Annotated in this window: 17 protein-coding genes and 1 tRNA gene; 11 read left to right on the top strand and 7 right to left on the bottom strand. The window is 69.9% G+C overall.

The genetic code is table 11. The features are described from left to right. Window positions 1–37: 37 nt before the first annotated feature. From ligD to C8P66_RS18795, 5 genes are all read right to left on the bottom strand, one after another. A complete protein-coding gene (ligD, locus tag C8P66_RS18775) occupies window positions 38–2560 on the bottom strand; it encodes a DNA ligase D (RefSeq protein ID WP_111399823.1) in 2523 nt (840 codons plus the stop codon). Window positions 2561–2562: 2 nt separating this feature from the next. Then, window positions 2563–3429: a non-homologous end joining protein Ku gene (ku, locus tag C8P66_RS18780; protein ID WP_111399824.1), complete on the bottom strand. Its 867-nt coding sequence runs from the start codon at window positions 3427–3429 to the stop codon at window positions 2563–2565. Window positions 3430–3496: 67 nt separating this feature from the next. Continuing rightward, a complete protein-coding gene (locus tag C8P66_RS18785) occupies window positions 3497–5554 on the bottom strand; it encodes an acetate--CoA ligase family protein (RefSeq protein ID WP_111399825.1) in 2058 nt (685 codons plus the stop codon). After that, window positions 5551–6339: an enoyl-CoA hydratase/isomerase family protein gene (locus C8P66_RS18790; RefSeq protein WP_111399826.1), complete on the bottom strand. Its 789-nt coding sequence runs from the start codon at window positions 6337–6339 to the stop codon at window positions 5551–5553. The genes C8P66_RS18785 and C8P66_RS18790 overlap by 4 nt, the downstream gene beginning before the upstream one ends. Beyond that, window positions 6339–7301, bottom strand: a complete 963-nt coding sequence (locus C8P66_RS18795) for a Bug family tripartite tricarboxylate transporter substrate binding protein (protein WP_111399827.1) — start codon at window positions 7299–7301, stop codon at window positions 6339–6341. Before C8P66_RS18795 ends, C8P66_RS18790 begins: the two co-directional genes overlap by 1 nt. Window positions 7302–7420: 119 nt before the next feature. Between C8P66_RS18795 and C8P66_RS18800 the strand changes: the two genes are divergently transcribed. The 3 genes from C8P66_RS18800 to C8P66_RS18810 all read left to right on the top strand — a co-directional run bounded on the left by C8P66_RS18800 (window position 7421) and on the right by C8P66_RS18810 (window position 11618). Beyond that, window positions 7421–8332, top strand: coding sequence for a LysR substrate-binding domain-containing protein (locus C8P66_RS18800; protein ID WP_111399828.1), 912 nt, complete (start codon window positions 7421–7423; stop codon window positions 8330–8332). Window positions 8333–8466: 134 nt separating this feature from the next. Next, the gene (locus C8P66_RS18805) at window positions 8467–10683 is read left to right on the top strand and encodes a glycosyltransferase family 4 protein (RefSeq protein WP_158537310.1); all 2217 of its coding nucleotides are present in this window, start codon (window positions 8467–8469) and stop codon (window positions 10681–10683) included. Next, window positions 10680–11618: a glycosyltransferase family protein gene (locus C8P66_RS18810; protein WP_111399830.1), complete on the top strand. Its 939-nt coding sequence runs from the start codon at window positions 10680–10682 to the stop codon at window positions 11616–11618. Before C8P66_RS18805 ends, C8P66_RS18810 begins: the two co-directional genes overlap by 4 nt. 6 nt (window positions 11619–11624) lie before the next feature. On the opposite strand, the gene C8P66_RS18815 is transcribed toward C8P66_RS18810, so the two are convergent. Continuing rightward, entirely contained in the window at window positions 11625–13535 is a 1911-nt protein-coding gene (locus tag C8P66_RS18815) for a peptidylprolyl isomerase (protein ID WP_158537311.1), read from the bottom strand. A 105-nt stretch (window positions 13536–13640) separates the two neighbouring features. Here C8P66_RS18815 and tpiA point away from each other — a divergent pair, with 105 nt between their 5' ends. The 5 genes from tpiA (at window position 13641) to C8P66_RS18840 (ending at window position 17903) form a co-directional block, all read left to right on the top strand. After that, on the top strand, window positions 13641–14384 hold the full coding sequence (gene tpiA, locus C8P66_RS18820) for a triose-phosphate isomerase (protein ID WP_111399832.1): 744 nt from the start codon (window positions 13641–13643) through the stop codon (window positions 14382–14384). 42 nt (window positions 14385–14426) lie between these two features. After that, complete coding sequence (gene secG, locus C8P66_RS18825; protein ID WP_111399833.1) at window positions 14427–14792, top strand: preprotein translocase subunit SecG; 366 nt, start codon at window positions 14427–14429, stop codon at window positions 14790–14792. Window positions 14793–14851: 59 nt separating this feature from the next. Next, entirely contained in the window at window positions 14852–15874 is a 1023-nt protein-coding gene (locus C8P66_RS18830; RefSeq protein ID WP_158537312.1) for a serine/threonine-protein kinase, read from the top strand. Between the two features lie 108 nt (window positions 15875–15982). Beyond that, window positions 15983–17620 (top strand): CTP synthase, encoded by a 1638-nt coding sequence (locus C8P66_RS18835; RefSeq protein ID WP_111399835.1) that lies wholly within the window; start codon window positions 15983–15985, stop codon window positions 17618–17620. Between the two features lie 195 nt (window positions 17621–17815). Continuing rightward, window positions 17816–17903: transfer RNA gene (locus C8P66_RS18840), tRNA-Leu, on the top strand. 52 nt (window positions 17904–17955) lie between these two features. Here the strand turns inward: C8P66_RS18840 and C8P66_RS18845 are convergent. Next, a complete protein-coding gene (locus C8P66_RS18845) occupies window positions 17956–19782 on the bottom strand; it encodes a chloride channel protein (RefSeq protein WP_111399836.1) in 1827 nt (608 codons plus the stop codon). 152 nt (window positions 19783–19934) lie between these two features. Between C8P66_RS18845 and C8P66_RS23925 the strand changes: the two genes are divergently transcribed. The 3 genes from C8P66_RS23925 (at window position 19935) to C8P66_RS18855 (ending at window position 23359) form a co-directional block, all read left to right on the top strand. Then, entirely contained in the window at window positions 19935–20471 is a 537-nt protein-coding gene (locus tag C8P66_RS23925) for a hypothetical protein (RefSeq protein WP_158537313.1), read from the top strand. 301 nt (window positions 20472–20772) lie between these two features. Beyond that, window positions 20773–22641, top strand: a complete 1869-nt coding sequence (locus C8P66_RS18850; protein WP_111399837.1) for an ABC transporter ATP-binding protein — start codon at window positions 20773–20775, stop codon at window positions 22639–22641. 55 nt (window positions 22642–22696) lie between these two features. Continuing rightward, complete coding sequence (locus tag C8P66_RS18855) at window positions 22697–23359, top strand: hypothetical protein (RefSeq protein WP_111399838.1); 663 nt, start codon at window positions 22697–22699, stop codon at window positions 23357–23359. Window positions 23360–24455 lie beyond the last annotated feature (1096 nt).

Raw genomic sequence — 24455 nt, forward strand, 5'->3', positions numbered from 1 at the left:
GGGCCGGCCCTCAGGATCACCGAGGGCCTGGCGCGCCTCAGCGCGTGGCGCGGGCGATGGCCTCGCGCAGCGACCCCGCCGCCGCGCCGAAGCCGGGCCAGGGCTCGCGCGGCAGGGCGCCGGCCAGCAGGTCGGGCAGGCGCCAGCCGGAGGGGTCGAGCTTCGGCGTCACCTGGTTCCAGCCGATCGGGCGGGCCACCGGGGCGCCCGGCCGCGCGCGGGGCGACCAGTTGGCGATGGCGGTCGAAAGCCGGTCGTTGCGGAGGTAGTCGAGGAAGATGCGCCCGGTGCGCGCCTTCTTCGCCAGGGTCGTGGTGTAGCGATCCGGCGCGTCGCGGGCCATCATCACGCAGACCAGCCGCGCGAACGCCTTGGCGGTGTCCCAATCCGGTGCCTCGCCGGTGACGTCGAGGGGCACCACCAGATGCAGCCCCTTGCCGCCGGTGACGCGGGGGAAGGGGGTCAGGCCCAGCGCCTCCAGCCGCTGCCGCAACTCCAGCGCGCCTGCCACCACGGCGGCGAAATCGAGCCCTGGCGCCGGGTCCAGGTCGAAGATCAGCCGGTCCGGCACCTCCGGCCGGTCCGCCATGGCGCCCCAGGGGTGCAGTTCCAGCACCGCGACCTGCGCCAGAGCGGCGAGGCCCGCGGCATCGTCGATCCGCATATAGGGCTTGGGCTGCCCCGCGATCTCGACCGCGCCGATCAGCGGCGACTGGCCGCGCATGGCATGGCGCTGGAAGAAGACCTGGCCCTCGATGCCATCCGGCGCCCGCAGCACCGACAGCGGCCGGCCGGCGATATGGGCCAGGATGCGCTCGGCGAAGCGCGCGTAATGATCGGCGAGATCCTGCTTGGTGACGGCGCGCGTGGTCTCGGTCGCGGGCCAGAGGATCTTGTCGGGATGGGTCAGGCGTGGCGCGTTGCTGTCGCGCGCCGCCGGCCTCAGCGGGGCCGCCGGCTTGGGCGGGGGCGTCACCTCGGCCACCGGCTTGTCCTCGCGCAGGCCCTGGAAGCTCGCATGGCGCAGCACCCCCTCCTCGGTCCAGCCACCATAGGCGATCTCCACGACGATGCGGGGTTCGGCCCAGGTCACGCCGCTGGTGCGGGCGGGCTGGCGGCCGGCGAAGGGCGAGGTTTTGCGCGCGAGCGGCTCCAGCCGCTTCAGCATGTCGGCCCCCGAGCGGTGGGAGAAGCCGGTGCCGGCCCGGCCGAGATAGGCGAGGCTGCCCTCCCGCCACGCCCCCAGCAGCAGCGCGCCAAGGCCGCGCCCGGCCTTGTCCCGCGACCAGCCACCGACGATGAACTCATCCCGCCCGCGACACTTGGACTTGGTCCAGGCATCGCCCCGGCCGGAGGCATAGGGCGCATCGCCGCGCTTGGAGACGATGCCCTCCATCTCCAGCCGGCAGGCGGAGGCCAGCACCGCCTCGCCAGGCGCGGTGAAATGGTCGAGGTAGCGCAGGATCGGGCCGCTCTCGGGCAGCAGCAGCGCGCGTAAAGCCTGTTTGCGCGTCAGCAGAGTCTCGCCGCGCAGGTCCCGCCTGCCGTCATGCAGCAGGTCGAAGGCGTAATAGGCGAGGGGGGCTTTCCGCTCGCCCGAGAGCGTCGCCTGCAACGCGGGAAAGCTCGGCTGGCCGTCCTCGTCCAGCGCCACCGCCTCGCCATCGATCAGGCAATCGGGCAGGCTTGCCGCCGCCTTGGCGATGGCGGGGAAGCGGGCGGTCCAGTCCAGGCCGGCGCGGGTGCGGAGCGCGGGCTTTCCCCCCTGCACGCGAAGCTGGATGCGGTAGCCGTCAAGCTTCAGCTCATGCAGCCAGGGTTTTTCGCGCGGCGGGGTGGCGACCAGCAGGCAAAGCTGGGGCGGCACGAAATCCGGCATCGGCTCGGCGGCGGGCGGCCTTGTCGCCGTCCCGGTCTTGGACGACTTCGTGGGGGGCGACTTCGCGGGGGACGTCTTCGCCGGGGCTGCCTTGCCGGCGATCTCCGCCAGCGTCCGCCCGCTCGCGACCGAGGTTTCGGCCCGCAGCACCGCATCCCCTTCGCCGGGGGTCGCCATGCTGTCGCGTTCCTTGATCAGCAGCCAATTGTGCCGCCCGGGTTTTTCCCCGCGCCGCGGCTTCATCCGCACCAGCACGAAGCCGCCCTTCAGCCGTTCGCCCGAGAGCACGAACTTCAGCTCGCCCTTGGCCAGATCCGCATCGACGGTGTCGGGATCGAGCGGCGCCCAGACCCCGCGATCCCACAACTGCACCGTGCCGCCGCCATAGGCGGGCTTGGGGATGGTGCCCTCGAAGCTGCCATACTCCAGCGGATGGTCCTCGACCTCCACCGCCAGGCGCTTGTCGGCGGGGTCGAGCGAGGGGCCGCGCGTCACCGCCCAGGATTTCAGCACGCCACCCCATTCCAGGCGGAAGTCGTAATGCAGCCGTGTCGCGTCATGCCGCTGCACGACGAAGGAGAGGCGCTTGCCGGGTTTGCCGGTCTTGCCGCGTGGTTCGGAGGTGCGGGAGAAATCGCGCTTGGCGTTGTACGGCGCGAGGCTGTCGGCCGGGGTCGCCATGCTCAGCCCGCCGCGCGCTTGCGCTTCGGTTTGGCGGGGGTCTTGGCGGGCGGCGTCTTGGCCTTGGCCGCCGGGCGGCGGGTGGCGGGCGCCTGGCCCGCATCCAGGCTGCGGCGCAGCGCCTCCATCAGGTCGATGACATTGTCATCGCGCGGGGGCGGCGCGGTGACGCCGCCATCGCCGTCCTCCTGCTTGCTCTGGATCAGCGCCCGCAGCGCATCCTCGTAGCGGTCGTTGAACGCGTCGGGATCGAAGGGGCCGGCCTGCTGCGCGATGATCTTCTCGGCGATCTCGATCATGCGGCTGTCGGCCTTGCCGGAGGGGATGGCCGCGAACAGCTCCGTCTCGTCGCGCAGCTCGTCCCGGCTGCGCAGGGTCGTCACCAGCATGCCCTTGCCGCGCGGCTCGATCGCGACGATGCGCTCGCGGGTGCCGAGCACGACGCGGCCGAGCGCGATTTTTCGCGACTGCTCCATGGAGGTGCGAATGATGGTGAAGGCATCGATCCCCGCCTTGCCGTCCGGCACCAGATAATAGGGATCGTTCCACCAGATGCGGTCGATCTCGGCGGCATCGACGAAGCGTTCGATGTCGATGGTCTCGGTGCTTTCGATGCGGACCGATCTGATCTCCGCATCGGTCAGCAGGACATACTGGTCCTTCTCGTATTCATAGCCGCGCACGAGATCCTTGCGCTCCACCTCGCCCGCCTCGGGGTCGATGGCCTGGGTGCGGATGCGGTTGCCGGTCTCGGGGTTGATGAGGTGGAAGCGGATCGCATCGGCACTCGATGTCGCCGGATACAGCGACACCGGGCAGGCGACGAGCGAGAGCCTGAGATGACCTTCCCAACTTGGCCGCTGTGCCATGCGTCGTGTCTCCTTGCCGGGGGAGCAACGACGCAAGGCCCGGCCCGGTTGCGTCAGCCCAGGGCGGTTATGACAGCACGGCCAAGCCATCCGCCGCCACCACGCCGCGCCCGGCGGGGCGCACGAACAGCGGGTTGATCTCCGCCTCGCGCAGATGCGCGCCCAGGGCCTCGCCCATGCGGGCGAAGGCGAGGATGGCCGCGATCAGCGCCTCCACATCGGCGGGCGGCGCGCCGCGATAGCCGGTGAGCAGCGGGTAGCCGCGCAACCCGGCCAGCATCGCCTCCGCATCCGCCCGCCCGATCGGCAGCAGCCGCAGCGCCGTGTCGCCGAACAATTCGGCGGCGACCCCACCGAGGCCGACCAGCAGCGCCGTCCCCAGATGCGGATCGCGCGAAAGGCCGAGGATCATCTCCACCCCTTCGGTCACCATCTCCTGGATCAGGTAGCCATCCGGGGCGATGCCGGTCGCGGCCTGCACGCTGTCGCGCATGGCGATGCAGGTGGCTTCCATCGCCGCCGGCTCCACCCCCACGCGGACGCCGCCCGCGTCGGATTTATGCAGGATGCGGTCCGAGAGGATCTTGGCCACCAGCCGCCCGCCGAAGCTCTGGGCGATGCGGCCGGCTTCCTCCGGCGTCGCGGCACTGGCCTCGCGCGTCATCGGCAGGCCGAAGCGGGCGAAGAGCGCCTTGGACTGCGTCTCGTTCAGATTGCCGCTCGGCAGGTTTTCCGGAAGCGGCGCGGGGGATGCCGCCACCGGCCGCGCGGCCTGCCAATCCAGCGCCTGGAACACATGCGCCACCGCCTCGGGGGCGGCCAGGCTCGGCACGCCGCGCCGCATCAGCAATGCAAGAATATCCGGCGCATGCGGGCTGACATAGGCGACCAGCGGCTTGGCCCCCTGGCAGGCGGCGATGGCATCGGCCACGATCTCCGGCTGCGCCAGGGCCGAGGAGCCGACGACCACGGCGACGCCGTCATACTCGGGGCTGTCCAGCAGCGCCTGGATGGCGCCACGGAACACCTCGGGCTTCACGCCCGCCAGGGTCAGGTCGATGGGGTTGCCGAAGCTCGCGGCCGAATCCTCGCCCTGCAACGCCGCGATGGCGGCGGCGGTGGCGGCATCCGGCACCGGCACCTCCAGCCCCGCGAGGCCGCAGGCGTCCGCGAGCAACGCGCCCGCCCCACCCGTGGTGGTCAGGATGGCGATGCGCTTGCCGCCGATCCGCTGCCCGGTGGCGAGTGCGGCGGGGATGTCGAGCAGATCGGCGAAGCTCTCGGCGCGGATCACGCCCAACTGGCGGAACAGCGCGTCATAGAGCCGGTCGGCCCCGGCCATCGCCCCGGTGTGGGAGACCGCGGCCCGCGCCCCGGCATCGGAGCGCCCGACCTTGAAGGCGACGATGGGCTTGCCGGCCGCCGCCGCGCGCAGCGCCGCCTGGCGAAACGCCTCCGGCCGCCGCAGCCCTTCCAGATAGAGCGCGATCACGCGGGTCGCGGCATCCTCCACCAGATAGTCGATGATGTCGGCGACATCGAGATCGGCCTCATTGCCCGTCGCCACCAGCTTGGCGAAGCCGATGCCGCGCGCCGCCCCGCGCGAGAGCAGCGCGCCCAGAATGCCGCCGCTTTGCGAGACCAGCGAGACGCCGCCCTGGGGCAGCCCCGCCGCCTCCAGCGCCCCGGTCGCGGAGAGCACGATGCCATCGGTGAGGTTCACGAGCCCGATGGTGTTCGGCCCGAGCAGGCGCATCCTGCCCGCCGCCTCGATCAGCGCCGCCTGGCGCGCGGCCCCCTGCGGCCCCGATTCGCCAAACCCGCCGGCCAGGATGATGGCCGCCCCGGTGCCGCGCGCCGCGAGGTCGCGCACCGCCTGCACCGCCCGATCCGGGCCGAGCAGCACGATGCCGACATCCGGCACCCCCGGCAGCGAGGCGACATCGGGGAAGCAGGGCAGGTCGCCGATCCGCGCCACGCGCGGGTTCACCGGCCAGATCTCGCCGGAAAACCCGTGCCGGGCGAGGTAGCCGACCGGCCGCCCCGTCATCTTCGACGGATCGGCCGAGGCCCCCACGATCGCCACACGCCGCGGCTGCAACAGCCGCAGGACAGCCTCGTTCATGCCTTGGCCTTCGCGAGGAAGGCCGCGACCGAGGCGCGGTGCTCGGCGGTGCTGTAGCAGATCGCCTGCGCCTTGCTGCCCTCGGCCAGCACCTGTTCCAGGCTGGATTCGAGGCTGCGGTCGAGCACGCTCTTGGCCAGCGCGATCGCCGGGGCGGAGCCGGCGGAGAGGCAGGCAGCCCAGGCCGTCGCATCGGCAAGCAAGGCCTCGGGCGTGGTCAGCCGCTCGACGAGGCCAAGGCTCAGCGCCTCGCCCGCGCCGACGCGGCGGCCGGAGAAGACCAGCTCCTTGGCCCGCGCGAGCCCGATCCGGCGCGGCAGGAAATACATGCCGCCCCCATCCGGGACGAGGCCGCGGCTGACGAAGGACATGGTGAAATGCGCGGCGTTCGAGGCGATGATCAGGTCGCAGGCGAGCGCCACGTCGCAGCCCAGCCCCGCCGCCGCGCCATTCACCGCGGCGATGGTCGGCTTGCCGAGGCCATGCAGCAACGCCACCGCGCGATGCGTGCGCTGCTGCCGGCGCCAGCCGTTGATGGCGACGTCGGAGGCCGGTGCCTCCAGCCGCGCCCGCATCCCCTTCACATCGCCACCGGCGCAGAAGGCGGAGCCGGCGCCGGTGATGACGAGGGCGCGGATCGCGTCATCCGCCGCGACCGCCTCCAGCGCATCGATCATGTCCGAGCGCATCGCGTCATCGATCGCGTTGCGCACCGAAGGGCGGTTCAGGGTGAGCGTCGCCACACCCTCGACGATGCCGAGGGTGATCGCGGAGTCATGGGACATCAATCGACCTTCAGGTTGGCGCGGCTGACCACACGCGCCCAGCGCTTGCGGTCCTCGGTGAGGAAATCGCCGAAGGCGGCGGGCGAGGGCAGGGTCTCGACCTCGACGCCCGATTCGGTCAGGCGGCGCTTGATCTCGGGATCGTTCAGCGCGTCGTTCAGCGCCGCATGCAGCTCCGCGAGGCGCGGGGCGGGCGTGCCGCCGCTGGCGAGCAGCCCGTACCAGGTGGCCGAGTTCAGCCCCGGGAAGCCCTGCTCGGCCGAGCTCGGCACATCCGGCAGGGCCGCGGTGCGGCGCAGCCCGGCGACGGCGACGGCCTTCAGCGTGCCGGCCTCAAGATGCGGCAGGAAGGGGGCGGCGGCGTTGGTGAGGATGTCGAGCCGCCCGCCCAGCATGTCGTTCAGCGCGGGGCCGGTGCCGCGGTAATGCACGGCCTCCAGCTCGATGCCGAGTTCCACGCCGATCATCGCGCCAAGCGCGTGGCTGGTGCTGCCGACGCCGGCGGTGCCGAAGCGCAGCGGCCCCGACGCGGCGCGGCCATAGGCCTGCAGCTCGGTCAGATTGGTGATGTGGGAGCTGGGCTTGACCGTGATGATGTTGGGCGAGGCGCCGATATAGCCGACGGGCGCGAAATCCTTCTCCAGGTCGTAGGGCAGGCGGGGCTGCACCAGCGAGGAGATGAGGAAGGAGCCGCTGCCGGCCAGCAGGATGGTCTGGCCATCGCCCGCCGCCTTGGCGACCACGTCATTGCCGATCAGCCCGCCGGCGCCGCCGCGGTTCTCCACCACCACGGGCTGGTTGAGCCGCGACGCCATGCCATCGGCCAGCAGGCGGCCGACGAAGTCGTTGCTGCCACCGGGGGTATAGGGGATCACCATGCGCAGCGGGCGGCCGGAGGATTGCGCGCGGGCAATCGCGGGCAGCGCGAGCAGGGGTAGGGCGAGCGCGGTACGGCGATGCATTTTTTCTGGTCTCCTTGGACGGCCTGCCCGTTGTGACAGGCCTTGTTGCTGGCCCAAAGCGGACGCAGGCGCGAGGCTGAAATCTTTGGGCTACCCCAAATTTTTGTTATGCTGACCGGATGGCTGATCCCCTCCCGCCCCTCGGTCCGCTGCTGTTCTTCGCCATGGTGGCCGAGACCGGCAGCCTCACGGGCGCCGCCGCCCGGCTCAACGTCACCCAGCCCGCCGTCAGCCGCCGCCTGCGCGAATTGGAACGGGCGCTCGGCGTCGCACTCGTGCATCGCGGCGCCAATGCGCTGCGCCTGACCGAGGCCGGCGCGCGCTACGCCGAGGCGGTGGCCGCGAGCTTCGGCACGCTGCGCGCGGCGACCGCGGCACTGACCGCCAATCCCGACGGCCCCTTCCGCATCCGCGCCTATGCCACCTGGGCGATGCGCTGGCTGATCCCCCGCCTGCCCGGCTTCTACCGCCGGCACCCGGACATCGAAGTGCAGGTCTCCGTCTCCAACGCGCCGGATGTCGATTTCCTGCGCGACCGCGTCGATGCGGCGATCCGCACGGCGCCGGTGCCGCCGATCGCCTCGGTCGTACAATTGCAGCGGGTGGAGGTGGCGCCCTTCGCGCATCCGGCCGCGGTGCGCGGCCAGGGGCGCGGGGCGGGGCGGGGCCAGGGGCGGGAGGCGGCGGCGCCGCTCGCCGGCCTTACCTTGCTCGGCAGCAGCGTGCGGCCGCGACATTGGGACATCTGGCGCGCCGCGCATCCGGAGGTGGCCGGGCTCGCCGCGGCGCCGCTGCTGTTCGACGGCACCTCGCTTGCGATCCAGGCGGCGCTGGAGGGCCTGGGCGCGGTCATCACCCCGCCCTCCTTCGTCGAGGAGGAGGTGCGTCGCCGGCGCCTCCGGCGCCTGGCCCCCGGTGCCGTGGCGACCGGTGACAGTTACTGGCTGCTGCTGCCGCCGGGGCCGCCGAGCCGTCGCGCCGCGGCCTTCCGCGACTGGCTGCTGGAGGAGGCGGGCGGGAGGCGCCGCTGAGGGGGCGGGTTATAAAATCATTACGAATTATCAATTCCACGTGTTTCACAAAAACGTGAACCGGCCAATACTCCTCAGGCCGGTCACCGGGGGCCGAAGCAAAGAGACGGGATGTTTCCGAGATGCTTGAGCGAGTGACGCGGGTCCTTACGGCGGCACGGACCGCCCCTGGCCGTTACCGGCAGGCTGGGGACGACGCTCGGGAACTGGCCGACTGGCCGGCGGCGGCCGCCGCCTACAAGGCGCATCTGGCCGAAGAGCCGGAGGATACGGCGATCCACGTCCAACTCGGCCATGCGCTGAAGGAGCAGGGGCTGCTGACCGAGGCCTTCGCCGCCTATCGCCAGGCCACCCGATGCGACGGCGCCGATGCGGATGCGCGGCTGCAACTGGGGCGGGTCCTGCGCCTGCTGGGCCGGACTGAGGAGGCGGTGGCCGAGCTGAGCCAGGCGGTGCGGCTGAACGGGTCGGAGGATGCGGTGCGCGAGTTGATGGCGCTGCAGGAGGATGGGCTGGCCGCCGAGGTGCTGGAGGAGCGGGACGCCGGCGGCGCCGCGCAGACGGTGCTGTTCGAGATCGGCGACCTGTTCTTCTACCTCGACCACCACCGCACGCTGAGCGGCATCCAGCGCGTGGTCAGCAATTTGCTCGAAAACCTGCTGGCGTTGCCGGCGGCGCAGGCAGAGCAACACCGCTTTGTCATCAGTGACCCCATCGGCGGCGGTGCGCTGTCCTTGCCGCGGGACCAGCTGCGCCGCGTGATCAAGCTCGCACTGGCACCGCCTCCTCGCGAGCCGGAGGTTCAACATGCCCGGTTGCGCGAGCGTATCGCCGAGATGATCGGGATGGCGCTGCCGCTCCGGCCTGTGGCCGGCCAAACCTACATCATCCTCGGTGCGTTCTGGGCCAATGATGCCGGGCTATTGCAGCGTGTCCGCGCGCTGAAGACCAAGGGCTTGCGAACCGGCCTCTACCTCTATGACCTGATCCCGCTGAACAACAGCGAGTTCTGCACCGCCTCGCTGACCGCGACATTCGCGACTGGGCTCGGCGATGTCCTGGCCGGCCTCGATTTCATCCTGACCATCAGCGAATACGTCGCGGAAGAAATGCGGGCCTTGCTGCGGCAGGCTGGGCTTCCCGCACTGCCGGTGAAGGCGGTGCCCCTCGGGCATGTCCTCATTCCGCCATCCAAGGTGGAGGTCGATCGCGCCGACTGGACGGATGATCTGGCCCCCCTGCGCAACCGCCGCTTCGTCCTTTCGGTCTGCACGATCGAGGCGCGGAAGAACCACGTTTATCTGTTCCACGCGTGGCGGGCGATGATCGCGGCTGGCGATGATGTGCCGGATCTTGTCCTGGTCGGGCGTCCCGGCTGGATGATTGACGATTTCATGAGCCAGCTCAGGAACGTCGACTACCTCGACGGCCGCATTCATGTGCTGCATGGCGTGACAGACGCCGATCTGGCCACACTCTACCAAAGCTGCCTGTTCACGGCCTTTCCCTCCTTCGTCGAAGGCTGGGGCCTGCCGGTTGGCGAAAGCCTCTCCTACGGCACGCCGGTGGCAGCTTCCCGTGCGACGTCGATCCCGGAAGTGGGTGGTGACTTCGTTGATTATTTCGACCCTTACAATTTACGGGAAGGGCTGGCCGTCTTCCGCCGGTTGCTCTTTGAGGACGGCTATCTCGAAAGCCGCAAGGCGCGCATCGCGGCGCACTTCCGTATGCGCGGTTGGCGCGACGTACTGGACGATATGCTCGCCGCGATCGATGGCGTGTCGGCGATGGCGATCCGCCCGGCAGCCGACTGTTGTCCGCGTCTGCCGGCCGCGACGATCTTCTTCCCGGGCGACTATTTCGGCGGCAGTGTCCTCAAGGAAGGCATCACGACCTACATCGGTCGGCCGCTGCGTCTGATCTTCACCGAGGGCTGGTATGGATGCGAGGACCATGGCGCCTGGATGCGGAATGAGACCGGTTTGATCTCTTTTGTGACCGACGAGCCGGACCAGGACGTCATGGTCTACCTGCGGCTCTGCGGTGCGCCGCATATCGCGGGCGATATGGTGACGGTGAGGTCGATCGGTACGTCCCAGCGCTCGCTCGAAGGTCCGCTGCGTGTTGGGCTTCGGCCGGATGAGACGCGGATCCTGCGCCTGCGGACCCGGACGGATGCGGGCGGGCGCGTCGATCTGGAGCTTCGCATGGACCGTCCGGCCCGGCACTTCCAGAACGACCCACGGCGGTTCAGCATCAGCCTGAAGGGCCTCGCCTGGGCCCTGGCCGAGGACGCGTTGACGCGCACCGAGGTGATGGAACGCCTCACCATGGACTGCGGCGGACGATGACCCCACCCCCCATCGCCATCATGTCCTGCAACCGCCCGGTGATGCTGTACCGGGTGCTGGAGAGCCTGCGGAGCCAGATCGCCCCGGTCGATGCGGCCCGGGTCGGCCTGTTCCAGGACGTGGCGCCCGAGGAGGCAGTCGAAGACGTCGCCGCCGCCAGCGCCTGCATCGCGATCTTCCGCAGCCTGTTTCCCGAAGGCAGCGTGCATGCGACCGAGGTCAACCTCGGCACCGCGCTGAACTTCGACCGCGCCGAACGGCACCTGTTCCAGACGTTGGATGCCGAGGTCGGCTATATCCTCGAGGACGACATGGTGCTGTCGCCGCATTACCTGACGGCGATGGACATGATGGCGGCATTCGCCCTGTCCGAGGAGCGCGTCGGCACCTTCGCCGCCTATGGCATGCATCGCGCCACACCGGAGGCGATGGGCCAGCAGCGCCGGCGGATCACCCAGATGCACCATAGCTGGGCCTTCGGGCTGACCCGCCGCCACTGGCTGCGGTGCCGTGAGGTCGTCGAGGGCTACCTCGCCCTGATCGGTCCTGGCAACTACCGCAAGCGGCCGCATGGCGCGATCCGGGAGCACTTCGCGGCGCTCGGGGTGCCCAGCCTGGCCACGTCCCAGGATGCCGCGAAGAACGTCGCCTGCCACCTCGCGGGGGCCGCGCGGATCACCTGCATCCCCGCCTATGGCCACTACATCGGCTCGCAGGGCGAGCACTTCACCGAGGACGCCTACCGCAAGGGTGGCTATGGCGCGACACGGCTGTTCGAGGAGGCCCCGGAGGGCTTCGACTTCCCGAGTTCGCAGCAACTGGCCGCCATGGCCTGCCGCGATGCGGTGACGACGGCGCTGAGCGCGGTCCCGGCTCCCGCCAAGGCCCCGGTGGCTGGGCCGGTCCTGGCGGTGCCGGCGCCAGCCCTCGCCTGAGGCCCGCTACCGCGCCACCAGCGCCGGCAACAGCGCCTCATTGATCCGCACATCCGCCCGCGCCCGCAATGCGGCCGAGAACTGCGCCTCCAGATCGGCGGCGATCGCCTGTTCCGTCTCGCTGCGGATCGTCGTGACGGCATCCGGTGCCGCCGCCGGATCGGCCGGCACGATCCCCGTCAGCTTCGCCACCACGAAGCCCGAGGGCGTCGCGGCCATGGTCACGCCACCGGCGGGCAGGCTGAACAGCGGGCCCAGGATCTCGCGCGGCGGCTGCGGCCCGGTGGCGGGCGGCGCCGGCGGGCTGCGGCCGAAGGGGCCGAACTGCTGCACCGCGAGGCCCTGCGCCTGCGCCGCCTCGGCGATCGGGGTGCCGGCCTCCACCGCCTGCATCAAGGCCGCGGCCTGGGCATCCTGGTGGCGGCGGCGGGCGTCCAGCGTCCAGAGCCGCAGCACATCGGCCGCGACCGACTCATACGGCCGCAGCGCCGCCGGGGTGATCTCCTTGACCTCGATGCCGATGAAGCCGCCGCCGTCGATCTCCTCCATCCGCGCGCCCTGGCCCTGGCTGGCGGCGAAGATGGCGCGCAGCGCCGCGGGGCGGGCGGGCGCGGTCACGGGCAGGGCCACCGGACGGCCCTCCGGGTCGCGGCCGAAGGCATCGGTATGCACCTCGGCCAGGCCCAGGCCGAAGCGGGTGGCGGCCTCGGCCAAGGTGGTGCCGCCGGCCAGGGAATCCTCGATCCGGTTGGCGCGCTCATAGGCGAGGTCGCGGGCCTTCTCCATCGCCAGCTCCAGCTTGATCTCGTCATGGACCTCCGCCAGGGGGCGGATGGTCGCCGGCGTGATCGCGACGCTGTGGAAGACGTGCCAGCCATAGGGGCTCCGCACCGGGTCGGAGATGCCGCCGACCATGGGGGGGCCGAAGGCGGCATCGGCCAGCTCCGGCGTCGGCATGCCATCGCGCGCCACATCGCCGAGCGCCAGCGCGCCGCCGCCCGCCGCCTGGGCCTGGGCCAGGATGTCGGGCAGCGCGGCGCCAGCGCGCCAGGCCTCGGCGATGGCCTTCGCGGCCTCCTCGCCCGGCACCAGCGCCTGCTCCAGGTCGCGGCGTTCCTGGGTCTCGTAGCGGGCGCGGTGGCTCGCGTAGCTCTCCCCGATCGCGCTCTCGGGGATCTCGATCTCCCCGGCCAGGGTGGTGGGGGAGAGCACGGCGACCGTCGCGCCGCGGTATTCGGGGGCCGAGAAGCGCTCGGGCGTGTTCTCGTGGAAGCGGCGCAGCGTCGCCTCGCTCGGCGGCTCGGGGTCGGGGGCGGAGAGCGTCGCGAATTCGACCAGATCGGCCGAGCGCTGCTCCTGCGCGAAGCCATACAGGGCGGTGACCATCGAGGCCGGCGCCTGGGCCCCGGCGCGGACCGCGCCGATCAGCTGGATGCGTGAGAGGTCGGCCGCGACCAGCCGCAGGAACTCGGGCTCGCCCATGCCGTTCTGGCGCAGGAACTGGTCGAGGAAGCCGCGGTTGAAGCGCCCGTCGGTGCCCTGGAAGGAGGGCACGGACCAGATGAAGTCCCGCACCACCTGCGCCGGCACGGTGATGCCGAGGCGCTCGGCCTCGGCCTGGCGGGTGCGGTCGCCGATCAGGGTTTCGAGCGACTGGCGCGTGATCGCCTCCCGCATCGGCGGATCGATCTCCATCCGCCCGGCAAGCTGGGTCTGCATCCGCTGCAAGGCGCGCTGGGCGGCGGCCTGGGCTTCCTCCAGGTCGATGGGCGCGCCATCCACGCGGGCGATGGCCGCGTCACGGCCGAAATTCCGCACGACATCCTCGATGCCCCAGATCCCGAAGGACAGGACGAGGAGCAGGAACAGGGCCTTGGCGAACCAGGTGGAGGCGAGGCGGCGCATCGAGATGATCATGCATGGCGCGGTAGCGGAAAAGCGGGGGGGAGGGAATGCGCCCTGTTGCCGCAAACGGGGCCGGGCGCTAGGCGGGGAGGGCCCAAACATACGGAGCCTGCCGCCATGCCGCGTCCCCGCCCGCTGATCGCCGGCAACTGGAAGATGCACGGGACGCTGGCCGAGGCGCAGGCGCTGGCCTGCGGCGTGGTCGCCTGCGACGCCGCCGCCGAGCTTCTGGTCTGCCCGCCGTTCCCGCATCTGCACCCCGTCGCCGCCGCCCTGGCCGGCAGCGCCGTGGCCCTCGGCGGCCAGGATTGCCACCACGCCGCCAAGGGGGCCCATACCGGCGACGTCTCGGCCTGGATGCTGCGCGACCTTGGCGCGAGCTATGTGATTCTCGGCCATTCCGAGCGCCGCGCCGACCATGCCGAGAGTGATGCCCTGGTCCAGGCCAAGGCCGTCGCGGCCATCGCCGCCGGGCTGCGGCCGATCATCTGCGTCGGCGAGACCTTGGCGCAGCGGGAGGCCGGGCAGGCCGAGCCGGTGGTCGCGGGCCAGCTTGCCGGCAGCCTGCCGCCGGGCTTCGCCGAGGCGGGCGGGGTCGTGGCCTATGAGCCGGTCTGGGCCATCGGCACCGGCCGCACGCCGACCGAGGCGGATATCGCGGCACTGCATGCCTCGCTGCGCGCCGAGGTGCTGCGGCTCTGCGGCGCGCAGGGCGCGGGGCTGCGGCTGCTGTATGGCGGCAGCGTGAAGCCGGGCAATGCGAAGGCGATCCTGGCGCTGGCGGATGTGAATGGCGCGCTGGTCGGTGGCGCGGCGCTGATGGCCGCCGATTTCCTGGCGATCGCGGCGGCGGCGGCCTAAGGCGGCTGGCGGTGCCGCGGCGCTTGGGCTAGAGGCGGTTTCATGACCTCTTTCCTGCTCGTCCTGCATCTGATCGTGACCCTGGCCCTGATCGGGGTCGTCCTGCTCCAGCGAAGCGAGGGCGGCGGCCTTGGCATCGGCTCCAGCCAGGGCATGGGCAGCTTCATGGGCGGGCGCGGCACCGCCAATCTGCTGACCCGCACCACCGGCATCCTGGCCGCCATCTTCATGGTGCTGGCCCTGGTGCTGGCGCTGCTCGGCCGCGGCGCCTCCCGCCAGGGCTCGCTGCTGGATGCGCCGCAGGGCCCTGTTGCGCCCGGCAGCATCATCCCCGGTGGCGCCGATACGGCCCCCGCCGCCCCGACCACCCCGGCGCTGCCGGCGCTGCCTTCGGTCCCGACCAACTGAGGGTTTCTTAACCTTCGTCCCGCAGCATGCGACCCATCATTCGTGACGGGACGCATCTCATGGACACAGTACCCATTGCCGGCCGCTTCGCAGTGCGTGACCTGATCGGCCAGGGCGCCTCGGGCATTGTGCTGGAGGCGCTGGACCTGCGGCTGCGGCGGCTGGTCGCGATCAAGCTGGTGCATCGCCGCCCGGGCGGCCCCGACCTCGCCCGCATCGCCGCCGAGGCGCGCATGGCCGCCCGGCTCAGCCACCCCCATATCGTGACCGTGCATGATGCCGGCGACGGGCCGGATTACGCCTGGATCGCCATGGATCTGGTGATCGGGGAGCCGCTGTCGGCCCTGCTCGCCCGCGACCGCCGCCTGGCCCAGCAGGAGGCCGCGGCGCTGGTGCTGCAATTGCTGGCGGGGCTCGGCCATGCCCATGCCCGCGGCATCGTCCATCGCGACGTGAAGCCCGCCAATATCCTGCTGGCCATGGATGCGGCGCCGGGGCCGGGGCAGGTGCGGCTCGGCGATTTCGGCGTGGCGCGGATGGGCAATGGCGAGGCGACCGAACCCGGCACCCTGCTCGGCACCCCCGCCTGGATGGCGCCGGAACAGGTGCGGGGGGAGGCGGTGGACCACCGCGCCGACCTCTGGGCGGTGGGGGTGGTGCTCTACGAATGCCTGACCGGCCGGCGGGCCTTTGCGGGCGGCATGCCGGGGGTGCTGACCCGCATCCTGGGCGAGGAGCCCCAGGCGCCCAGCCTCGCGGCACCGGGGCTGGACCCTGGCTGGGATGCGGTGCTGGCCCAGGCGCTGGCCAAATCGCCCGAGGCGCGCTTTGCCGACGCGGGCGGGATGGCGGCGGCGGTGCGGGGGGTCGTGGCCGGCATGGCCGCCACCGCGGCCCCCCGCGGCCTTGGCGCCCTGGCGGTGCGGGCGCAGTCGCGGCCGGCGCCGGGCGGGCTGGCAGGGGGCGCGTTGGCAGGGGGCGGGCTGGTGGGGGGCGGGCTGGCGGGGTTGGGCCGGCGCGTGGTGGCCGGGGTTTCGGCGCTGGCCGGGCGGCCCGGCGTGGGGCTTGCCCCCGTCGCATGATGGTCCACGCAACCCGCGCCATACGCATGGCGATCTGGGCAGCCCCCCGGAATTAAGACAAGCTCACGGGTGGACGCGGGGGCGGGCAGGGGGTTACACAACCCGCCCATGACGCGGTTCGTATTCATCACCGGCGGTGTGGTCTCCTCCCTCGGAAAAGGCATCGCGGCGGCATCTCTTGCCGCCCTCCTCCAGGCGCGCGGGCATAAAGTCCGCATGCGCAAGCTGGACCCCTATCTCAACGTCGATCCGGGCACGATGTCCCCGTATCAGCACGGTGAGGTGTTCGTGACCGATGACGGGGCGGAAACCGACCTCGACCTCGGCCATTACGAGCGCTTCACCGGAGTCGCGGCGACTCGGGCTGACAACTGGACCTCGGGGCGGATCTACGGCGAGGTGATCGCCAAGGAGCGCCGTGGCGATTTTCTGGGGGGCACTGTCCAGGTGATTCCCCATATCACCGACGCCATCAAGGCGGCGGTGGTTGCCGAGACCGATGGCATCGACTTCGTCCTGGTCGAGATCGGCGGCACCGTCGGCGACATCGAAAGCCTGCCCTTCCTCGAAGCCATCCGGCAGATGGCCAATGAACTGGGGCCGCAGCGCAGCCTCTTCGTGCATCTGACCCTGGTGCCCTACATCTCCTCGGCCGGTGAGCTGAAGACCAAGCCGACGCAGCACAGCGTCAAGGAACTGCTCTCCCTCGGCATCCAGCCGCAGATTCTCCTGTGCCGCTGCGACCGCCCTATCCCTGAGAACGAGCGCCGCAAGATCGCGCTGTTCTGCAACGTGCGGCCCGAGAGCGTGATCCCCGCACTCGACGCCAGCTCGATCTACGCCGTGCCTTCCGCCTATTCGCGTGAGGGGCTGGACCGCGAGGTGCTGCGGCACTTCGGCCTCAGCGTCTATGGCGAGCCGGACATGCGGCGCTGGACCGGCATCATGTCGGCGATCGACCATCCGGAAGGCGAGGTCACCATCGCCGTGGTCGGCAAATACACCGGCCTCCTCGACGCCTATAAGTCGCTGGCCGAGGCGCTGGCCCATGGCGGCATCGCGCATCGGGTGAAGGTCAAGCTCGACTGGGTGGACAGCGAGATCTTCGACGGCTCGCCCGCCGATGCGGTGGCGCGGCTGGATGGCGTGCATGGCGTGCTGGTGCCGGGCGGTTTTGGCGAGCGTGGCACCCCCGGCAAGATCGCCGCCGTGCGGTTTGCCCGCGAGCGCAAGATCCCCTTCTTCGGCATCTGCTTCGGCATGCAGATGGCGGTGATCGAGGCGGCGCGGAACCTGGTCGGGATCGAGGGCGCGAACAGCACCGAATTCGGCCCCTGCACCGAGCCCGTGGTCGGGCTGCTGACCGAATGGACCCGCGGCAATGCCGTGGAGAGCCGGGAGGCCGGTGGCGCGCTCGGCGGCACCATGCGCGTCGGCGCCTACCCCGCGGTGCTGGGCGAGGACACGCTGGTGCGCGCCGTCTATGGCGGGGCCTCACGCATCGAGGAACGCCACCGCCACCGCTATGAGGTGAACGTCGCCTATCGCGAGCGGCTGGAGAAGGCGGGGCTGAAATTCTCGGGGCTCTCGCCCGATGGCGTGCTGCCGGAGATCGTGGAGGTCCCGGACCATCCCTGGTTCATCGGCGTGCAGTATCACCCGGAGTTGAAATCCAAGCCGTTCGCGCCGCATCCGCTGTTTGCGGGGTTTGTGGGTGCTGCGGTGAAGCAGGCGCGGTTGGTCTGAAAGGTCGAGGGGCGTCGCCCCATAGGCGCTGGTTTAGGTTTGGCAGGCCTCGAATCGGTGTGATTCCAGGCTTGGATGCAGCCCGCGTCTTTTCGTCTCGATGATTGGCCCAGATCTGAAGGCCAGCGCCCGCCGCCACCGTGCCCTCGTCGCAAGCTTCGCCGCACGGGTCCGCCATTTCGTGCGTGCCACCTTGCCCAGGTGGCGGAATTTGATAGCCGCGCTGGCCTCAGGTGCCAGTGACCGCAAGGTCGTGAAGGTTCGAGTCCTTTCCTGGGCACCACTCCCCTGAATATCTCAGTTGCGGCGCGAATGGCGGATGACGGCCGTGCGCGTCATGGCAGGCCGACCTCCTCACGCCTGCGCTTGTCGATCTCCTCGCCATAGCGGCGCAGCACATGCGCCTCGCTGAGCAGGCCGATCACCCGGCGGCGGTCGCGCATATCGACCACGGCCAGCGCCTCCGCCTCCGCCGCCTGGAACAGCGCCAGCGCCTCCTTCGCATTCATCACCGGCAGCAGCACCTGGTCGGCATGCCGCAGCAGCGGCGCCAGGGATTCCACCTCCGGCCCCGCCAGATGCGCCTCCGCCACCGCGACGAGACCGGCATAGCGATCCGCGTCGTCCACCACGATCACCCGCTGCGTCGAACCGAGCGGATAGGCGCGGCGGAAGGCATCCAGCGTCTGGCTCACCCGCACGCTGCGCAGATCGCGCCGCATCAACCGGCCCACGGAAAGGTCGCGCAGCCAGCCGACATCATGTGGCCCGCGAATCGCCTCGCCGCGCAGATGGAAGCGCCAGGTGGCGAAGGAATAGCCGAACAGCCGCCGCACGCAGAGCGCCGAGACCGCGACCGCCGCCAGCACCGGGCCGGCCACCGCGAAGTCGCCCGTCGTCTCGAAGGCCAGGAAGGCCATGGCCAGCGGCGCGCCGATCACCGCGGCGCCGAAGGCGCTCATCCCCACCACGGCATAGAGCATCGGATCGATGCCGATGCCGAACACCAGCCCCGAAGCCATGCCGAACAGCTTGCCGAGCAACGCGCCGAGCAGCAGCGAGGCAAAGAACAGCCCGCCCCGGAAGCCGCTGCCGATCGACATCGCCGCGGCCACCGTCTTCAGCACCAGCATCATCAGCAGGGCCGAGGCCGGGCTCTCAATGGCCAGCACGAAGCGCAATGTCTCATGCCCCGCCGCCAGCACCCCGGTGCCGAGCAGCGCCAGCGACCCCACCACCAGCCCGCCCGCCGCCGGCCGCAGCGGCGCCCAGGGCACGCAGCGCCGCACCAGCCATTCGGCGGCCGACATGCCGCGCATCAGCCCGATGGCGACCAGCCCGCAGGCCAGGCCCAGGATCAAGGCCAGCCCGTGGTCCAGCGGTGTCGGCACGGCGATCCCGGCCGGTGCCGCCAGCATATGCGCCAGGCCGAAGGCGCGGGCCACCAGCGCGCCGGCCACCGCCGCCGCCATCACCGGCGCCAGGGCGACGATGGCATAGGTGCCGATCACCAGTTCGAAGGCGTAGAAGGCGCCGGTGATCGGCGCGCCGAAGGCCGCCGCGATCGCCCCCGCGGTGCCGCAGCCGACCAGCAGACGCAGATCGCCACGCCGCATGCCGAAGGCCCGGCCGAGGCGGGAGGCGATGCCGGCGCCCGCCTGCGCATAGGCCGCCTCCAGCCCCACCGAGGCGCCAAAGCCATTCGAGACCAGGTTCTGCGCCCCGACCACGACCGCATCGTTCAGCGAGGCGCGGCCGCCATGCAGCGCATTCGCCTCGATCGGGTCGATCGGGGTGCGCGGGCGCCAGCGGGCCAGGCCCATATACATCGCGCCGAGCAGCAGCCCGCCGGCGGCTGGCACCGAGAGCAGCACCCAGGGCTCGACATTGCGCAGCATGGAAAGCCCGTGTTCGGCATCCGGGCCGAACAGCATCTCGTGCAGGACCTTCGCGGCGCCACCCATCGCCACCGCCACCAACCCGGCGGCAGCGCCGGACAAGGTGGCCAGCAGCACCAGCCCGACCTCGGCGCCGCGAATCCATAGGCGGATCCGGGCCAGGCTCAGCCGGCGGCGCCAGATCACCCGCAAGCGGCGCAGCGCCCGTGGCCGCCGCCTGGGCACATTGCCTGCACGGGTCGTGGCGCTGTCGGGCTGCGTCATGGCGCCAGCCCGGCCGGTCCGCCGGGCAGACACACGCCACAGGGGGCGATCTGGCACCACCGCCCGGCCCGGCCTGCCGCGCCTGCTTCGGATGGCATGGCGGTCGGCTCCAGCCGGATCATGGGGGCATTCCGGTTTCCTGCCGGCCCTTCATGGTCCAGCGGGTTCGCTGTTGCCACCGCCCGCCGGGCAGGTCGAGCCTCGAACATCGCCCGGGCTTCGCGGCGGAGCAGCCGGCGCGGCGGGCCCGCCATCGCCAGCCTGGCACGGCTCGCGCAGAATCCCTGGGGAATCGCTCTTACGGAGGATTTAGCGTGAAATACTATACACCGATCAAAAAAATGTTAATTATATACTATTCTATTTTGATTTTTCTCTGCATTATCATTGGTTCTTTTTCTGTGTTATTTTTCGTTGTTTTATTGGGCGCCAGCAATTATCCTTTACTCGCAATATACATTGCTACCTGCCTGGCTTCTTCGTGCATAATATTTTTTGTGGGCTATCGGCTTGCGGTAAAAATGCCTCAACTGAAAAATTCTCGGAACGAATTAATTGCTGCGGTCATGATCTATTCATGCGCAATGGCTGTATTTACCGATGGCAATTTATCCAATACTATTACGGGATTCATTTCACACGCCACAGTGGGGTCGGCGCTGTATTTGGGCGTTCGACCGACGGCGTAACCGGAAACCCGATCAGCGAGCAGCATTAAAGCTTATGAGGTTGGCATCTTCTTGGGTCGCGGCTTAACTTGGTTTGGTGCCATTTGGTGGGGCTCTGCGGCCCACCGCCGGCGCAGGGTGTTTCGGCACCTCCCCCGATTGGGGTTCGCCAATCGTGACCCCCGCGCCAACGCCCCCCGCGTTACACTGCGCCGACCAAGGGGCGCGCTCCGAAGCCCCCCGAAAAACTTGGTAAGATGGTAATATGGTAAGGCAGTAAGGCGGCTTGACGCTCTCGCCCGGCGGGTGCGTTGTGCTGGGTATGTTCCTCGTCCGCTGGTTCGAAAATCTCGTCTCCCCGATCGCCCCACCGGGGCAGATCGGGGCCCGTCCCTTTGGCGTGCCGGTGCCGGAACACGGGCCACCGAAGTCGCTGGCGGGCTTCTACTGGCACTTCGCGCGGCAGGCGCGGGGGCTGTTCGGCGGGTTGTTCGTCGCGGGGCTTTGCGTGGCGCTGCTGGATGCGACCATCCCGGTCTTCATCGGCCGGCTGGTGGCGCTGCTGGAACAGCATGAGCCGTCCACACTCTGGGCCACCTCCTGGCCCGGTCTGGTCGGCATGGCGGCGGTGCTGGTCTTCGGGCGGCCGGCGGCGATCGGCTTGCAGAACCTCATCACCCAGCAAGGCATCGTGCCGGGGGTGACCAGCCTGATCCGCTGGCAGTCGCATTGGCATGTGGTGCGCCAGGGCTGGGCCTTCTTCCAGGAGGATTTCGCCGGGCGCATCGCCACGCGGGTGATGCAGGCCGGGCCGGCCTTGCGCGAATCGGTGGTCCAGTCGGTCAATGCGGTCTGGTACATCCTGGTCTATGGCACCGGGGCGATCCTCTGGCTCGGCTCCTCGGATCTGCGCCTCGCGCTGCCCTTCCTGCTCTGGTTCGCGCTCTATGCGACCCTGCTGCGGCTGCTGGTGCCTAAGCTGCGCGACCGCTCGCGCAAGGCGTCGGAGGCGCGCAGCCTGCTGACCGGCCGGGTGGTGGATTCCTACACCAACATCCTGACCGTCAAACTCTTCGCCAAGGCGGCGGATGAGGATGCCTTCGTGCGCGAGGGGCTGCTCGCGCTGAACCATAATTTCGGCCACCAGGTGCGGCTGGTGACCTTGAACGCGGTGCTGCTCTCGACCTTGAACGCCTGCCTGATGGTGGGGGTCGCGGCGCTCTCGGTCTGGCTCTGGATGCGCGGTGAGATCGGGATCGGCGTGGTCGCGACCGCGCTGCCCATGGCCTGGCAGATCGCCAATATCTCGGGCTGGGTCGCCTTCAACGTCACCGCGATCTTCGAGAACATCGGCGTGGTGCAGGAGAGCATGAACTCCATCGCCGTGCCGCCCACAGCCGAGGATGCGCCGGGGGCGACGGAACTGCGGGTGCCGGAGGGCGAGATCCGCTTCGAGGGCGTGCACTTCGGCTATGGCCGCGAGAATGGCGTGCTGAACGGCTTCGACCTCACCATCCGCCCCGGCGAGCGGGTCGGGCTGATCGGCCATTCCGGCGCGGGCAAGACCACGGCGGTCAACCTGCTGCTGCGCTTCTTCAGCCCCGAGACCGGGCGTATCCTGATCGACGGCCAGGACATCGCCGGCGTGACCCAGGAAAGCCTGCGCGGGGCCATCGGCATGGTGACGCAGGATACGGCGCTGCTGCATCGCTCGATCACCGACAACATCCGCTACGGCCGCCCCGGAGCGACCCAGGCGCAGGTCGAGGCCGCCGCGCGCCAGGCCCAGGCGCATGGCTTCATCACCGATCTGCAGGATTGGCGCGGCCGCACCGGCTATGAGAGCCAGGTCGGCGAGCGCGGGGTGAAGCTCTCGGGCGGGCAGCGGCAGCGCATCGCCATCGCCCGCGTGCTGCTGAAGGACGCGCCGATCCTGGTGCTGGACGAGGCGACCAGCGCGCTGGATTCGGAGGTGGAGGCCGCGATCCAGGACCAACTCACCCACCTCATGGCGGGCAAGACGGTGATCGCCATCGCGCATCGCCTCAGCACCATCGCGCGGATGGACCGCCTCGTGATCCTCGACCATGGCCGGGTGGTGGAACAGGGCACGCATGAGGCGCTGCTCGCCCATGGCGGCACCTATGCAGCACTTTGGGAGCGCCAGTCCGGCGGCTTCGCGGCGGTGTGACCGCGGGTCTCCGGGGGCGGGTGCTAAACGTCCCGCTCCCGGAAGGAAGCCCGCCATGAGCCTGACCCTGGCCGATGTCCGCAACCAGGAGCGCGATGCGATACTGGGCGAATATCTCGTCGCAGACGTCCCGCCCTATACCGCCATCCCCGATATTTCGGTGCTGATGGCCACGCCGAGCGTGCTGCGAGCCAAGCATCCGCTTGGGATCGAGGCCTTCCCTCGCGCTTCGACGGCGCAGGGCTTCGTCCAGATATGTCCAAGCCTTGGCTACAAATTTCTCCGGCTTCCCCCTGACGACGATAATTACCTGGCGACCTACAAGTCGTTCCTGAAGAAACACCACGGGCTCGGCGATGTCCCGAGCGGCTATGATGTCGATCATCTGTTCAACCGGGCCAGGGCGATCGATCTCGGCCTTGGCTTCGTGCGCATGGTGCTGCTGGGACCGGGCGAGAACCGCTCCCATGGCGCCGGCTATGAGGCTTCGCGGACCAAGGGCGGGATCGGCCGGCCCGGCCGCGAGCGCGGCATCGATGAGATCATGCTGATGAAGCTCTGCGGCATCCGCAGCCCGCGCAAGAACCGGCCGCTGTCGCTGGAGATGCTCACGCATGTTCACTACATCGCGGCACTGTTCGGCCTGCCGCCGCTCGCGATCGAGCTGAACATCCGCGATTTGATGTCGGTGGCGGCGTTCAGGCCCGACGAGCCTTGATACGGGTGTTCCGTAGCCGCCTTTGACTTGACCTCAGCGCGGTGGAGGGCTGGTCATCGGCGCCAGGGCGCGGCGTTGCTCCTCTCTGTAGACGTCGTCCGTAATGAGGCCGCGGTTCCGCAGTCGCCATAGCTCGGCCAAGCGGTCCTCCCGATCGGCGGCCGTGGCGACAACTGATGGAGGCGCCGGGGAGGGCGCCGGTGTGCCGATCGGCGGCGTGGCGGACACGATAGCAAGGGTGAACGACCCACCTCGCTCCGGGTTAGCTGCTGCGTCCATCATCGAGCCCACGTAACCCAGCATCATCGCTGGGGCGAAGGATGCCCCGCGCGGCACGACCTGGAGATCGTAGCGCCCGCCCGATACCGTTGGGAATCGGAGGACAAAACGGCCGGGCGAGCCGAAGGCAGTGACTGCGACCGTGGCGAGGCCTGCTGGGACTTCCACGGCAGTGCTCTGCCCTCTGAATATCGAGCCGGCAGATTGGTCGTTCACTGTAACGTCCGCCGACAGGCCAAGGAAAAGGATGTCGTTGGTCCGGGTCACGGAAAGGCGCGCCATTCCCTCAGACACGGGCGATCCAGCGACGGGCGCAGGCAGCGTTCGTTCGCCGCCGGCAGCACATCCGGCCAGCAGGGCAAGGGCCACCAGAGCTGTCATACTGCGCCTTATGCCTGAACCTCCTGCGGCGGAAACGCGCTCAGGATGGCCGCATGCGTGCGCTCGCTCAGGGGGGCCCCATATGCCGGGCTTCTGGGGAACGGCCTTCCCAACCGTTTCCGGAAGCTCAAGCTGCGAGTGGGCGCCGCAGGACATGCCGCGACGGCCCGGCCAGGTAGCGATAACTGTAATCCTAGCGTCGACGGGTACTGCCATTGAGCGATCGTTGCACAGATAACGTCGGAGCGCAGCCCCTCTCCCAATGGAAGATGAGCGCAAATCATCGGTCCTATTAGACTAGATGGTGTGCAGTAAGCGAAACCGAACGGAGCACGACCTAGCCCGGATTATTCATCACGCCCTCGGCGTCTACATTTCGCCGTTGAGCGGCTCGCCTGCTGGTTGTGGTGGCGCGGGTGGTCAGGCCGGCGCAAGC

Source organism: Humitalea rosea (assembly GCF_003253705.1).
Classification (GTDB): domain Bacteria; phylum Pseudomonadota; class Alphaproteobacteria; order Acetobacterales; family Acetobacteraceae; genus Humitalea; species Humitalea rosea.

What these genes read in the sequence shown, in the direction of transcription:
- ligD (WP_111399823.1), bottom strand. Translation starts at nt 2,560, where the DNA reads ATGGCGACCCCGGCCGACAGCCTCGCGCCGTACAACGCCAAGCGCGAT.
- ku (WP_111399824.1), bottom strand. Translation starts at nt 3,429, where the DNA reads ATGGCACAGCGGCCAAGTTGGGAAGGTCATCTCAGGCTCTCGCTCGTC.
- C8P66_RS18785 (WP_111399825.1), bottom strand. Translation starts at nt 5,554, where the DNA reads ATGAACGAGGCTGTCCTGCGGCTGTTGCAGCCGCGGCGTGTGGCGATC.
- C8P66_RS18790 (WP_111399826.1), bottom strand. Translation starts at nt 6,339, where the DNA reads ATGTCCCATGACTCCGCGATCACCCTCGGCATCGTCGAGGGTGTGGCG.
- C8P66_RS18795 (WP_111399827.1), bottom strand. Translation starts at nt 7,301, where the DNA reads ATGCATCGCCGTACCGCGCTCGCCCTACCCCTGCTCGCGCTGCCCGCG.
- C8P66_RS18800 (WP_111399828.1), top strand. Translation starts at nt 7,421, where the DNA reads ATGGCTGATCCCCTCCCGCCCCTCGGTCCGCTGCTGTTCTTCGCCATG.
- C8P66_RS18810 (WP_111399830.1), top strand. Translation starts at nt 10,680, where the DNA reads ATGACCCCACCCCCCATCGCCATCATGTCCTGCAACCGCCCGGTGATG.
- C8P66_RS18815 (WP_158537311.1), bottom strand. Translation starts at nt 13,535, where the DNA reads ATGATCATCTCGATGCGCCGCCTCGCCTCCACCTGGTTCGCCAAGGCC.
- tpiA (WP_111399832.1), top strand. Translation starts at nt 13,641, where the DNA reads ATGCCGCGTCCCCGCCCGCTGATCGCCGGCAACTGGAAGATGCACGGG.
- secG (WP_111399833.1), top strand. Translation starts at nt 14,427, where the DNA reads ATGACCTCTTTCCTGCTCGTCCTGCATCTGATCGTGACCCTGGCCCTG.
- C8P66_RS18830 (WP_158537312.1), top strand. Translation starts at nt 14,852, where the DNA reads ATGGACACAGTACCCATTGCCGGCCGCTTCGCAGTGCGTGACCTGATC.
- C8P66_RS18835 (WP_111399835.1), top strand. Translation starts at nt 15,983, where the DNA reads ATGACGCGGTTCGTATTCATCACCGGCGGTGTGGTCTCCTCCCTCGGA.
- C8P66_RS18845 (WP_111399836.1), bottom strand. Translation starts at nt 19,782, where the DNA reads ATGACGCAGCCCGACAGCGCCACGACCCGTGCAGGCAATGTGCCCAGG.
- C8P66_RS23925 (WP_158537313.1), top strand. Translation starts at nt 19,935, where the DNA reads ATGGTCCAGCGGGTTCGCTGTTGCCACCGCCCGCCGGGCAGGTCGAGC.
- C8P66_RS18850 (WP_111399837.1), top strand. Translation starts at nt 20,773, where the DNA reads ATGTTCCTCGTCCGCTGGTTCGAAAATCTCGTCTCCCCGATCGCCCCA.
- C8P66_RS18855 (WP_111399838.1), top strand. Translation starts at nt 22,697, where the DNA reads ATGAGCCTGACCCTGGCCGATGTCCGCAACCAGGAGCGCGATGCGATA.